We start from the raw sequence: 11708 nt of genomic DNA, 5'->3' as shown, positions 1-11708 counted from the left end.
AAAGCATCTAAGACTGGGCGGATGAGGAATTTGCACGCCTGCGCCGGAGGCTGGTGATCCAGCCGCTCAAGCCATTGGGGGCCAGGAAGACCACCGCGAGCAGTGCGAAGCCGAAGATCATCCACGGCGCGGATTGCGACACGCTCTCGGCCAAGTTGGGCGTGAGCACGATGAAGGCAGCCCCCAGGAAGGCGCCCCACAGGCTGCGCACCCCGCCCACGAAGCTGCCCACCAGCAGGGACACCGAGAGCAGGAAGGGAAAGTTCTCGGGCGCGACGAACTGGCCCGCCACCACGCTCAGGGCACCGGCCAGGCCGGTGAACGCCGCGCTGAGGCCGAACATCTGCGTGCGCAGGGCGGTGATGTCGAGCCCGCCCGCCGCCGCCGCGAGCGGCTGGTCGCGCGAGGCGTCCACCAGGCGGCCGAACTGCGAGCCGAGAATCCGCCGCGCCAGCAGGAAGGCGCAGAGCGCGCAGGCCGCAACGCAGGCCATGATGGCCCAGTCCGCCCGGTCGGCCAGCACTCCTGGGAACACAGGTTTTTCCAGGACGATCCCCGCCACGCCGCCGGTCAGCCACTCGATCTTTTTCCACTTGAGCGCCTGCGGTGTCACCACCGCCACCGCGAAGGTGGACAGCGCCAGATAAAGCATGGGCAGCCGCAGCGCCGGGAAGCCGAAGAGGAAACCCGCCACGAAGCACAACAGCGCCGCCACCGGCACGCCCACGTAGAATGGCCAGCCCAGGTGATGCGAGAGCACCGCCGCAGTATAGGCACCGATGGCGAAGAAGGCGCTGTGGCCGAGCGAGATCTGGCCCGTGTAGCCGGTGAGCAGGTTCAGGCCCATGATGGCGATGCCATAGATCAGCACCTGCGTCATCACGTACAACGGATAACTTTGCCAACTAAAGGACCAGGCCAGCAGCGCGAGCCCGACCACCGAGGCCGTCCAGCGCAACCAGGTGGGCGATGCCGCCGGGCGGATGTTGAGTGGGGCGTTCATGGTACTCATGCTCACACCCTCACCTGGGCCGTCTTGCCGAAGATACCGGCGGGCCGCAAGACCAGCATCGCGATGATCAACAGCATGATGCAGGTCAGTTTCAGGTCGTTGCCGACCACGTAGGCGCCCAGCAGGTTCTCCAGTACCCCGACGGCGAAGCCCCCGGCCACGGCGCCCACAGGGCTGGCGATGCCGCCCAGCAGCGCGCCCGCCAGTGCGTAGATCAGCGGCCCCATCATCATCGACGGCTCCAGGAACACGATGGGCGCGGCCATCAGCCCCGCCACGGCACCGGCCACCGCTGCAAGACCCCAGCCCACGGCCAGCACCTTGTTGGTGCTGATGCCCGACAGTTCCGCCGACGGCGCGTTCACCGCCACCGCACGCATCGCCAGGCCGAACCGGGTGAAGCGGAAGAACGCGAATACCGCCGCCAGTTCGGCCAGGGTGACGAGCAGAACGCCGACCTCGTGGGCCGACAGATAGGGTTCGGCACGGCTGAGGACGCCACCGAACGGCGTGGCGAACTCCAGCATCTCATGCCCGAACAGCCAGCCGACCAGGCTGTTCAAGATGATGAGCAGCGCGATGCTGGCCGCCACGACCGAGAGCACCGGCTTGTGCCGCAGGGGCTGGAAGATGACCCGTTCCAGCGCCAGCCCGAGCAGGAAGGAACCCACGACCACGACGGCGAAGGCCACCCACCATGATGCGCCCGCCTGAACCAACGCCCAGCTCATATAGGTGGAGAACATCGCCAGTTCGCCCTGCGCGAAGTTGACGGACGAAGTGCAGCGATAGATGAGCACAAGCGCGATGGCGAGGCTGGCATAGATGCCGCCCGCCGCCAGGCCCGAAGCTATCTGGTGAAGGAATGCTTGCATGGTGATGAACCTTTTTTGATCAGTGGCCGAGGTAGCTGCGGCGCACGGCGTCGTCTTCGCGCAGCTCGGCTGCGGTGCCCTGGGCAGTGACGCGCCCGCTTTCGAGCACATAGGCCCGGTTGACTAGGTTCAGCGCGACCTGGGCGTTCTGCTCCACGATGAGCGCCGTGAGGTGCTCGGTTTCGCGCAACTGGTGCAGGAGTTCGTAGATCTCCTGCGTCACGCGCGGCGCGATGCCGAACGAAGGCTCGTCCAGCAGCAGCATCTTGGGGCGCGTCATCAGCGCGCGCGCGATGGCCAGCATCTGCTGCTCGCCGCCGCTGAGCGTGCCCGCCGCCTGCTTCGCGCGGCTGGACAGCTTGGGAAACAGCGTCTGCATCCGGGCGATGTCCTGCTCGATGCCGTCCTTGTCGCGGCGGTGGATGGCGCCCACGCGCAGGTTTTCCAGCACCGTCAGGTCGCCAAAGGTGCCGCGCCCTTCGGGCACGTGGGCGATGCCCAGCGAGGCGATGGCGGGCGCGGCCATGTCGATGATGTCCTGGCCCTCGAAGCGCAGCGTGCCCTTGGCAGTCACCTGCTGGTGGCTGATGGCGCGCAGGATGGAGGTCTTTCCCGCGCCGTTGGCGCCGAGCAGCGCCACCATCTCGCCGGCCTGCACGTGCAGGTCGATGCCATGCACCACCGCCGTTCGGCCGTAGGCCACCGCGAGGTTGCGGATTTCAAGCCGTTGGGTCACAGCACACCTCCCAGATAGGCATCGAGCACGGCGTCGTTGTTGGCCACTTCCTCGGGCGAGCCCTGGGCGAGCTTGCGGCCAAAGCTCAGTACCGCGAGGTCGGAGCAGGTCTTCATCACGAAGCGCATGTTGTGCTCCACGATCACCATGGTCAGCTTCAATTCCTCGTGCAGGCGCAGCAGCACGTCGCGCAGTTCATCGACCTCGCCAGCGGTGAGGCCAGCGGCGGGTTCGTCAAGCAGCAGCAGCTTGGGCCGCGTCACCAGCGCCCGCGCGATTTCCACGCGGTGCTGGATGCCCACCGGCAGTTCCGCCACGCCCCGGTCGGCATAGTCGGACAGCCGCAGCGTGGCCAGGGCCGCGTCAGCCGAGTGCGCGATTTCTTCCTCGGCGGCACGGACGGCGCGCGAGCGCAGCGCGGCACCCAGCATCGACACCGGCAGCCGCGCGTGCGCACCCACCATCACGTTTTCGCGCACCGTGAGCGAGGGGTAGAGCGCCACGTTCTGGAAGGTGCGGCTCAGACCCAGCCGTGCCACGCCGTGGCGCGGCAGGCGCGTCAACTCGGCCTGGCCGAAGCGCACGCTGCCGTGGGTGGGCCGGTACAGGCCGCTGATGCAGTTGAAGCAGGTCGTCTTGCCAGCGCCGTTCGGCCCGATCAGGCCGAAGATGCAGCCCTCGGGCACGTCCATCGAGAAGGCGTCCAGCGCGACGACACCGCCGAAGCGGATCGTCAGGTCGCGTACGGAAAGAATGGGTTCCATCGCTGCGCTCGCCCCGTCAGGACGGCATCACCTTCCAGCTCGTGCCGTCGAACTGCTGGATGCGCATGTCCGGTATCGGGTGAGGGCGGGCGTCGCTGGTCTTGACACGCAGGCCCGGCAGCATCATGGGCAAATCCATGTCCAGGCGGCGCGACTGCCGCATGATGTTCTCGCGCGAGAGGTCGTTGCCGCACTGCTTGAGCAACTGCACTGTCACTTGCCCAAGGCAGGCACCGAGCACGGTGAGGTACTCCTTGGCCGCGCCTTTGTTGTATTTGTCCATGAAGGCATGCCAGGCCAGGACACCAGGGTCGTCCTTCCAGGTCGGATCGCTCGGATCCTTGAGGAACGCGGCGCTCATGATGCCCTTGACCTTGTCCAGCCCCACCGGAGTCAGCACCGCGGGCACCGAAGATGCGCTCGGGTTGATGTAGATGGCCGGGCGCCAGCCGATGTCGTGGGTCTTGCGCAGCGACTGGAGGGTGGCTTTGGGCGAACCCCACGCCACCAGCACGTCCGCGCCCGAGGCATGCATGGAGACGATCTGCGAGTCCACCGTCGGATCCGACACTTCATGCGACTCTTCGCTGATGAGCTTCTTCCCGGCGGCAGCCAGAACCTCCTTCACGCCACGCAGCACATCCTTGCCGGCGTCGTCGTTCTGGTAGAACATGGCGATCTTCGCGTTGGGCCGCGTCTGCAGGATGTGCCTGGCCAGGATGCGCCCTTCGTCGGTGTACAGGGGCAGCCAGCCCATGCTCCAGGGGAACTTAGCCGCATCATCCAGCCACGTGGCAGAGCCGGACGAAACGAAGAGTTGCGGTACTTTGGCGTTGTTGAGATAGCTGCGCGACGCCAGCCCAGTGGACGAGCCTATCTGCGCCGCGAGAAAAGCCACCTGATCGCGCTCCACCAGGCGGCGCGATTGCTCCAGGGTTTTCGGCGGGCTGTAGCCATCGTCGGCCAGCACCAGCTTGAGCTGGCGCCCATTCACGCCGCCCTCGGCGTTGACCAGGTCAAACCATGCAGACATGGTCTTGCCGACGACGCCATAGCCTGCGGCCGGGCCGCTGAGCGGCCCGGTCGAGCCGATCTTGATCTCGCGATCCGTCACGCCCGGGGTGCCTGCGCCCTGCGCGCGGACCAGGCCAGAAACGCCGGTCAGCATGGCGCCGGAAAGCATGGTGATGAATTGTCTTTTTTGCATGATGTCTCCTGTGGTGGTGGTGAGATGAATGGATGGGTGAACCCTGCTTGCGGTATCAGGCCGTCTTCCCTTGCAGGCGCAGCACGGCTTCGCGGATCAGCGGCATGCGGTCGTTGCCGAAATACATGTCGGTCTTGTCCACAAAGATGGTCGGCGAGCCAAAGCCGCCGCGCGCGACCACCTCATCGGTGTTGGCCTTGAGCTGATCCTTGATCGCCTGCTCGCCGATGCCTGCAAAGAATGGGGCGGGATCGATGCCAATGCGCTGGCACACATGGGTCAGCACCGAATCCTGCGAGATGTCCTGGTCCTCGCCCCAATAGGCTTCAAATATGGCGCGGGCAAACGGCACCATGTCGTTGCCGAGCCAGACGCAGCCGCGCATCGCCTTCACGCTGTTGACGGGAAACACCGTCGGCGGCATCTTGATCGCAAGCCCCGTCGAGCGGGCCCAATCTGCCAGATCCTTTTTCAGGTAGCGGGCCTTCTGCGGCACCGGCGTCTCGCGCGAGGCGTAGACGGTCGGATTGATCGTGTTGAAGATGCCGCCGACCAGGATGGGCCGCCATGTGACCTCGACGCCCAGTTCGTCGGCGAGCGGCTGGATGTTGTGGAAGGCGAGATAGGTCCAGGGGCTGGAGCAGTCGAAGAAGAATTCGATCATGGTGTTTCTCGCTGGTTGTTGGGCGACATGCGGTGTGCCATCTCCTTGGCCTTCTGGCCGAACATGTTCTTTCTTGCTTCGTCGTCCAGCGGCTCCTTCTCGAATTTGCCGACCGCCAGTCCCGCCTGCACTTGCGGCCGGGCGCGCACGCTGGCGTACCAGCGCTTGATGTGGGGAAAATCGTCGAGCGTGAAGCCTTGCGCCTTGTGGGTCATGGCCCAGGGAAAGCAGGCGATGTCGGCGATGCCGTACTCGGCGCCGGCGACATAGGCGCCGGTCTTGCCGAGCTGGGTATCGAGCACGCGATACAGCCGCGCCGCTTCGTCGCGGTAACGCTCGATCGCGTAGGCGATCTTTTCCTGCGCATACAGCGCAAAGTGACCATGCTGGCCGAGCATGGGCCCCAGTCCGCTCACCTGCCACATCACCCATTGCATGGTTTGGGTGAAGCCGCGCAGATCCGTGGGCAGGAAGCGGTTGGTTTTCTGGGCCAGATAGACCAGGATGGCGCCGGTCTCGAACACCGAAAGCGGGCCGCCGCCGTCGAGCGGCGCATGGTCCACTATGGCCGGAATGCGGTTGTTCGGGCTGATCGCCAGAAATTCCGGCTTGAATTGCTCGCCAGCGCGGATGTTGACCGGAGTCACCGTATAGGGAAGTCCGAGTTCCTCAAGCAGGATGGAGATCTTCCAGCCGTTGGGTGTCGGTGCGTAATGCAGGTCAATCATGGCGAATGACGCTCCTGGCGAGCTGCGGATCGACATCACGCCATGACTTGCAGTCACCCGTGGCCGGCCCCCTGACATTCCAGGCTCCCGTCGCGCGGCTTTCTCGGGTTGACGACATCATGCGCAGCTCTTCGAGGGTTCAAGGCGTCAGCGCGGCGCCATGCGGAGGGCCCCATCCACGCGGATGGACTCGGCGTTCATGTAGCCGCAAGTGACCAGAAACTCGACGGCCTGCGCGAATTCATCGGGGTCGCCCAAACGCTTGGGAAAGGGCACGCTGGCCGCCAGCGCTTGCTTGACGTTGTCCGGCAGGGCCAGCAGCAAGGGGGTGCCGAAGATCCCCGGCAGGATGGTGTTGACGCGAACGCCTTCGTCCATCAGGTCGCGTGCGATCGGCAAGGTCATGCCCATGACGGCGGCCTTGCTGGCGGCATAGCTGGCCTGGCCGACCTGGCCGTCCACCGCAGCGGCCGAAGCGGTGTTGACCACGACGCCGCGGTCGCCGTCGGCCAGCGGTTCCAGCGCCAGCATGCCCGCCGTCGATTTGGCAATGCAGCGGAACGTGCCCACCAGGTTGATCTGCACGATGCGGTTGAAGCGATCCACCGCACTCGGGCGGATCTCACCCGTTTTCCGATCGCGGCTGACAGTCTTGACGGCGTCGGCCGTGCCGGCGCAGTTGACCAAAACGCGTTCCTGCCCGATCGCGGCGCGGGCCTTGGCGAAGGCTGCGTCCACCTGCTCCTCGGACGTTACGTCCACGTTGCAGTAAACGCCGCCAAGCTCGCTGGCCAACGCCTGGCCGACGGCTTCGTTCATGTCGAAGATGGCGACCTTGACGCCATGGCTGGCCAAACGCCGGGCCGTGGCGGCCCCCAGGCCGGAAGCCCCCCCGGTGATGACGGCAGAAATGCCGGAATTGAGTTGCATGGTTTTTCCTTGAAGATGACAGACAGGCGTTATTGGCCGGTGAATTTGGGGGTGCGCTTGCCCAGGAATGCCGCTTGCCCTTCCAGGTTGTCGGCCGAACGCAAAGCGACAACGAAATTGCGCTTCTCATGCTCCAGGCCCTGCGCGAGCGGGGTTTCAAAGCTGGCCAGGGCCGCATCCTTGGCCAGCGCCACGGCCAGCGGCGAATTGGCCGCAATCCGGCTGGCCATCGCCAACGCCGTCGGCAGGGCCTGGCCGTCCGCCGTCACTTCGGCGACGATGCCGACGTCGCAAGCCTTGCGGGCATCCATGAAATCGCCGGTCAGCAACAGCGCCATGGCTTTGGACTTGCCGATGGCATGAATCAAGCGCTGGGTGCCGCCCGCACCGGGGATGGCGCCCAGCTTGACTTCCGGCACGCCGAACTTGGCGGACTCGCCCGCGATCACGATGTCGCAGGCCAGCGCCAGTTCCGTGCCGCCGCCCAGCGCGACCTTTTCCACCGCCGCGATGACGGGCTTGGGGAAGCGCCCCAGCGCCGCAAAGAAGTCCCAGCCGGTCGCCGAGCGGTCGCCCAGCAGCGGCGCGGCGCGCAGCACTTCAAAGGCCGTGATGTCGGCGCCCGCGCAAAACACGCCCTCGGCGCCGGTGATGACGACGACCCGCACGACATCGTCGTCGCGCAGTTGCGCAAGCTGTGCGGACAGGCCATCGAACACCGCGCGGTTCAGGCTGTTCTTCGCACGCGGGCGGTTGATGGTCAGGGTGACGACGGCGCCGTCACGGCTGACGAGCACTTCACTGGCTTCGCTCATGGTGGCCCCGCTCATGCAAGCCGCTCGATGATGGTGGTGTTGGCCGTGCCCGAAGCCTCGCAGATGGTTTGCAGGCCATAGCGGCCGCCCCGGCGCTCCAGTTCGTACAGCAGGTCGGTGAGCATGCGCGCGCCGGTGGAACCCAGCGGATGGCCAATGGCCATCGAGCCGCCGTTGACATTCAGGCGGTCGTCCGGGATGCCGAATTCCTGCTGGAACATCAGCGGCACGCCGCCGAAAGCCTCGTTGACTTCGAACAGGTCGATGTCGTTGATGGTCAGGCCCGATTCCTTCAATGCCTTGCGGGTGGAGTCGAGCACGGCGGTGAACTGGATCACCGGGTCGGCGGCGGCCACGGCGGTGCTGACGAAGCGCGCACGCGGCTTGAGGCCATGCTTTTTGGCATAGGCACGGCTGGCGATCAGCAGTGCGGCGGCGCCGTCGCTGATCTGCGACGAGTTGCCGGCGGTGGTGGTGCCGTTGGCGGCAAACACGGCTTTCAGCGTGGCCAGCTTCTCGGGGTCGGGGTTGGCGCGCACGCCCTCGTCGGCGGCGACGACGGGGCTGTTCGGGTCGGCCGGGTCCTCGGTCAGATGCACCAGTTGATCCTTGATGCGACCGGCCTGAATCGCCTCGGCGGCGCGCTTGTGGCTGCGCACGGCGGATGCATCCAGGACTTCACGGGTCAGGCCGAAGCGCGAGTTCAGCAACTCCGACGAAACGCCTTGCGGTATCAGCGGGTTGTCCTGGTAGCGCGCCAGTTCGCGCGGGCTGTATTGCGCGCCCAGCGGCGCGCCGGGCTTGAACGACGGCGGCAGCGGCGCCTGCGACATCGACTCCACCCCCCCGCCGATGGCCAGCTGGTAGGCCCCCGCCTGGATGCCATGCACGGCAAAACTCACCGCCTGCTGGCCGGAGCCGCATTGCCGGTCCACCGTCACAGCCGGGACGGATTCGGGCAGCCCCGCCGCCAGCACGGCATGGCGGGCCAGGTTGCCATGCTGCTGGTCCCACTGCAGCACACAGCCGACGATCACGTCGTCCAGATCGGAGGGGTTGACGCCGGACTGTTCGACCAGCTGGCGCAGCGTCTCGGCCATCAGATCGACGGGGTGCCATTTTTGCAGGCGCCCGCCGCGCTTGCCCACGGGGGTGCGCAGCGCGCCGACGATCACGGGTTCATGGTCATTCATGTGGTTCTCCTGGTAAGAAACTGGGGGTCATGCAAAGCGGGTGTCAGGCGGAATAGCGGTCTGCCTGCTCGACGCGTATGCGCTTCTTGTCGAGCTTGCCGACGCTGGTCTTGGGGATGGCCTCGACGAACAGAACCTGATCCGGCCACTGCCACTTGGCGAAGGCGCTGCCCAGGTGCTCCTTCAGTTGTTCCTGGGTCGCCTGCTGGCCGGGCTTGAGCACCACCAGGGCCAGCGGCCGCTCCTGCCACTTCGGATGCGGAACGCCGACCACGGCGGCGTCGCGCACGGCGGGGTGGCCCATGAGCAGGTTTTCCATGTCGATGGAAGAAATCCATTCGCCGCCGCTCTTGATCACGTCCTTGATGCGGTCGGTGACCTTGAGGTAGCCGTTCTCGTCCACCGTGCCGACATCGCCCGAGCGCCACCAGCCACCCTCCAGGAAGCGGTCTGCGGAATCGGGCATGTCGTGGTAGCTGGCCGTGATCCAGGGGCCGCGCACGCAAATCTCGCCCGCCGACTTTCCGTCATGCGGCAAGTCCTTGTCATCGGCATCGAGGATGCGGATGTCCACCCCGGTCAGCACCAGACCCTGCTTGCGCTTGAGGTTCCAGCGCTCTTCCTCGGTCAGGCGCTTCTTGAGCGTGGACTTGAGGCGGTTCATGGTCACCAGCGTCGTGGCTTCGGTGGCACCGTAGCCGTGGACCACCTCGGCACCGGTGAGTTTGTAGAAACCGATCATCATCGACAGCGGCGGCTCGGAGGCGCCGGACAGCATGCGCATGCTGCTGAAGTCCGGCTTGACCGGCATCGTTTCGATGTACTGCAGCATGGGCTGAAAGATGGCCGGTGCGCCGTTGGCGACCGTCACGCCCTCGGCGATCATGGCGTCAACCAGGGGCTTGGTGTCCTCGGCGACATAGCGGCCCGGCAGCACGATCTTGTCGCCCAGCAGCGTGGCGGCCTGCGGCAGGCCCCAGCATTGCCCGTGGAACATGGGCGTGATGAGCATCACGCAGTCGCTCAGCGTCATGCCCAGATTGGTGGCCATGCCCGTGGAGTGCAGGTAGATGCAGCGGTGCGAGTAGTACACGCCCTTGGGCTTGCCCGTGGTGCCGGTGGTGTAGCAGGCGCTGTAGGCCGAGGTTTCGTCGATCTCGGGCCAGTCGATCTTGGGGTCGGCGGCGGCCAGCAGGTCTTCGTAGTGCAGCAGCGGTTTCAGCGTGGTCTTAATCTGGTCCAGCGGCTTGTCGGTCATGACGATCCAGCCCTTGATCTGGGGCGAATTCGCCGCGACGGATTCGGCGATGGGCAGCAATGATTCGTCCACGCATACGTAGGACACTTGGCTGTGGCCGACCACGTAGCCCAGGTCTTCGGCGCCCAGGCGCAGGTTCATCTGCAGCATGACCGCGCCCAGGCCAGGGATGGACCAGTACAGCTCGAAATGGCGTCGGCTGTTCCAGTCCAGGATGCCGACCCGGTCGCCAGGTTCGACACCGAGCGCGCGCAGCGCATTGGCGCTGCGGCAGACGCGCGCGTAGCAGTCGGCATAGGTGTAGCGGTCCCAGCCGCCATCGGGCGTGCGGTAGACGATCTCCTGGTCTCCGTGGGTGCGCGCGGCGTGCCGGATGAGCGTCGTGGTGTTGAGCTGGCGGTCGTTGCCCGAGGTAGACGGGCAGCCGCGCACGATCTTGGTGGTGTTGGTCATTCTCTGGTCTCCTATGTGGTTGCGTTGAGTGCCTGGAACCGTGGGGCCGGGGCCGCCTCGATGGCGCCGGAGGGGGTGGTCTGGTAGATACCCCGTGCCGCGTTGTGCGGATGCCGCGCCGCCTCGGCCAGGCTGAGCACGGGCGCGAAGCAGGCGTCGCTGCCTTCGAGCAACGCGCACCAGTGCGCCCTGGGTTGGCTGCGGATGAGGGCCGCAATGCGCTCCTTCAGCGCTGGCCACGTCGTCGTGTCGTACTGGTCGGCAGGGTTCACGTCCGTCAGGCCCAGCTTCGACAGCAGCAGTGCGTGGAACGCGGGCTCCACCACCGCGAGGCTGATGAAGCCGCCGTCGGCACAGGCGTACACGTCATAGAACGGCGAATCGTGAAACGGGCTCGGCTTCGTGCCGTCGATCTGCCCATTGGCGCGAATCCAATGCACCAGCGTGCCCATCATGGCCACGATGTCGATGATGGCGGCATCCACGACCCGGCCGCGGCCACTGCCCCTACCGTTACCGCGCGCATCGACCAGCGCGCAGGCGACACCGAAGGCCATGCCCAGCGCCCCGGCCGCGTCCCCGAGCACCGAGGGCGGCACGATGGGCATCTGCCCCTTGCGGGCCGACAGCGACAGCAGGCCCGTCAGCGCCACGTAGTTCAGGTCGTGGCCAGCGGCCCGGGAGAGCGGGCCGTCCTGGCCCCAGCCCGTCATCCGGCCATAGACCAGCTTGGGGTTGCGCGCCGCGCATTCGGCGGGGCCGAACCCCAGCCGTTCCATCACGCCGGGGCGAAAGCCTTCGATCAGAACGTCGGACTGGCCGATCAGATCCAGGGCGCGCGCCTTGCCGCCGGGCGACTTCAGGTCGGTGATCTCGACCGTCTTGCCCCGGTGCAGCGGGTTGGCCGCCGCCCCGCCCAGCGGCTGCGCCCCGGCGGCCTGCTCGGCCCGTGTCAGCGCAATCACCTCGGCACCCATGTCGGCCAGCATCATGGCGGCCAGCGGGCCCGGCCCGATCCCTTCGAACTCCACCACACGGACGCCGTGCAGTGGCTTTTGCAGCATGTGCGAGGC

The 11708-nt window shown here is 66.3% G+C and carries 12 protein-coding genes; all 12 read right to left on the bottom strand.

What is annotated here, in order from left to right; all coding sequences use genetic code 11:
- Nucleotides 1-7: 7 nt before the first annotated feature.
- Nucleotides 8-1003, bottom strand: coding sequence for a branched-chain amino acid ABC transporter permease (locus ACWV14_RS25210; RefSeq protein WP_197488159.1), 996 nt, complete (start codon nucleotides 1001-1003; stop codon nucleotides 8-10).
- 11 nt (nucleotides 1004-1014) lie between these two features.
- A complete protein-coding gene (locus ACWV14_RS25205) occupies nucleotides 1015-1887 on the bottom strand; it encodes a branched-chain amino acid ABC transporter permease (protein WP_016452539.1) in 873 nt (290 codons plus the stop codon).
- A gap of 19 nt (nucleotides 1888-1906) precedes the next feature.
- Nucleotides 1907-2623, bottom strand: coding sequence for an ABC transporter ATP-binding protein (locus ACWV14_RS25200; protein WP_016452538.1), 717 nt, complete (start codon nucleotides 2621-2623; stop codon nucleotides 1907-1909).
- Complete coding sequence (locus ACWV14_RS25195; RefSeq protein WP_016452537.1) at nucleotides 2620-3387, bottom strand: ABC transporter ATP-binding protein; 768 nt, start codon at nucleotides 3385-3387, stop codon at nucleotides 2620-2622. The genes ACWV14_RS25200 and ACWV14_RS25195 overlap by 4 nt, the downstream gene beginning before the upstream one ends.
- 16 nt (nucleotides 3388-3403) lie before the next feature.
- Nucleotides 3404-4594 carry an ABC transporter substrate-binding protein gene (locus tag ACWV14_RS25190; RefSeq protein ID WP_016452536.1) on the bottom strand — a complete coding sequence of 397 codons (1191 nt, stop codon included), beginning with the start codon at nucleotides 4592-4594 and terminating at the stop codon, nucleotides 3404-3406.
- A gap of 55 nt (nucleotides 4595-4649) precedes the next feature.
- Nucleotides 4650-5258 (bottom strand): 2-hydroxychromene-2-carboxylate isomerase, encoded by a 609-nt coding sequence (locus ACWV14_RS25185; RefSeq protein WP_016452535.1) that lies wholly within the window; start codon nucleotides 5256-5258, stop codon nucleotides 4650-4652.
- Nucleotides 5255-5986, bottom strand: a complete 732-nt coding sequence (locus ACWV14_RS25180) for a glutathione binding-like protein (RefSeq protein WP_016452534.1) — start codon at nucleotides 5984-5986, stop codon at nucleotides 5255-5257. The genes ACWV14_RS25185 and ACWV14_RS25180 overlap by 4 nt, the downstream gene beginning before the upstream one ends.
- Nucleotides 5987-6133: 147 nt before the next feature.
- Nucleotides 6134-6916 (bottom strand): SDR family NAD(P)-dependent oxidoreductase, encoded by a 783-nt coding sequence (locus ACWV14_RS25175; RefSeq protein ID WP_016452533.1) that lies wholly within the window; start codon nucleotides 6914-6916, stop codon nucleotides 6134-6136.
- Between the two features lie 29 nt (nucleotides 6917-6945).
- Nucleotides 6946-7731, bottom strand: a complete 786-nt coding sequence (locus ACWV14_RS25170; RefSeq protein WP_223275149.1) for an enoyl-CoA hydratase/isomerase family protein — start codon at nucleotides 7729-7731, stop codon at nucleotides 6946-6948.
- Between the two features lie 11 nt (nucleotides 7732-7742).
- Nucleotides 7743-8924: a thiolase family protein gene (locus ACWV14_RS25165; RefSeq protein ID WP_016452531.1), complete on the bottom strand. Its 1182-nt coding sequence runs from the start codon at nucleotides 8922-8924 to the stop codon at nucleotides 7743-7745.
- A gap of 43 nt (nucleotides 8925-8967) precedes the next feature.
- A complete protein-coding gene (locus ACWV14_RS25160; RefSeq protein ID WP_016452530.1) occupies nucleotides 8968-10635 on the bottom strand; it encodes a long-chain fatty acid--CoA ligase in 1668 nt (555 codons plus the stop codon).
- Between the two features lie 11 nt (nucleotides 10636-10646).
- Entirely contained in the window at nucleotides 10647-11699 is a 1053-nt protein-coding gene (locus ACWV14_RS25155) for a CaiB/BaiF CoA transferase family protein (protein ID WP_016452529.1), read from the bottom strand.
- Between the last annotated feature and the right edge of the window lie 9 nt (nucleotides 11700-11708).

This window comes from Variovorax durovernensis, from assembly GCF_977011995.1.
This window is presented reverse-complemented; position numbering and strand designations above follow the sequence as displayed.

Excerpts from the sequence above, each read along its gene's own strand:
- ACWV14_RS25210 (WP_197488159.1), bottom strand. The coding sequence starts at position 1,003 with ATGAACGCCCCACTCAACATCCGCCCGGCGGCATCGCCCACCTGGTTG.
- ACWV14_RS25205 (WP_016452539.1), bottom strand. The coding sequence starts at position 1,887 with ATGCAAGCATTCCTTCACCAGATAGCTTCGGGCCTGGCGGCGGGCGGC.
- ACWV14_RS25195 (WP_016452537.1), bottom strand. The coding sequence starts at position 3,387 with ATGGAACCCATTCTTTCCGTACGCGACCTGACGATCCGCTTCGGCGGT.
- ACWV14_RS25190 (WP_016452536.1), bottom strand. The coding sequence starts at position 4,594 with ATGCAAAAAAGACAATTCATCACCATGCTTTCCGGCGCCATGCTGACC.
- ACWV14_RS25185 (WP_016452535.1), bottom strand. The coding sequence starts at position 5,258 with ATGATCGAATTCTTCTTCGACTGCTCCAGCCCCTGGACCTATCTCGCC.
- ACWV14_RS25180 (WP_016452534.1), bottom strand. The coding sequence starts at position 5,986 with ATGATTGACCTGCATTACGCACCGACACCCAACGGCTGGAAGATCTCC.
- ACWV14_RS25175 (WP_016452533.1), bottom strand. The coding sequence starts at position 6,916 with ATGCAACTCAATTCCGGCATTTCTGCCGTCATCACCGGGGGGGCTTCC.
- ACWV14_RS25170 (WP_223275149.1), bottom strand. The coding sequence starts at position 7,731 with ATGAGCGAAGCCAGTGAAGTGCTCGTCAGCCGTGACGGCGCCGTCGTC.
- ACWV14_RS25165 (WP_016452531.1), bottom strand. The coding sequence starts at position 8,924 with ATGAATGACCATGAACCCGTGATCGTCGGCGCGCTGCGCACCCCCGTG.
- ACWV14_RS25160 (WP_016452530.1), bottom strand. The coding sequence starts at position 10,635 with ATGACCAACACCACCAAGATCGTGCGCGGCTGCCCGTCTACCTCGGGC.
- ACWV14_RS25155 (WP_016452529.1), bottom strand. The coding sequence starts at position 11,699 with ATGCTGCAAAAGCCACTGCACGGCGTCCGTGTGGTGGAGTTCGAAGGG.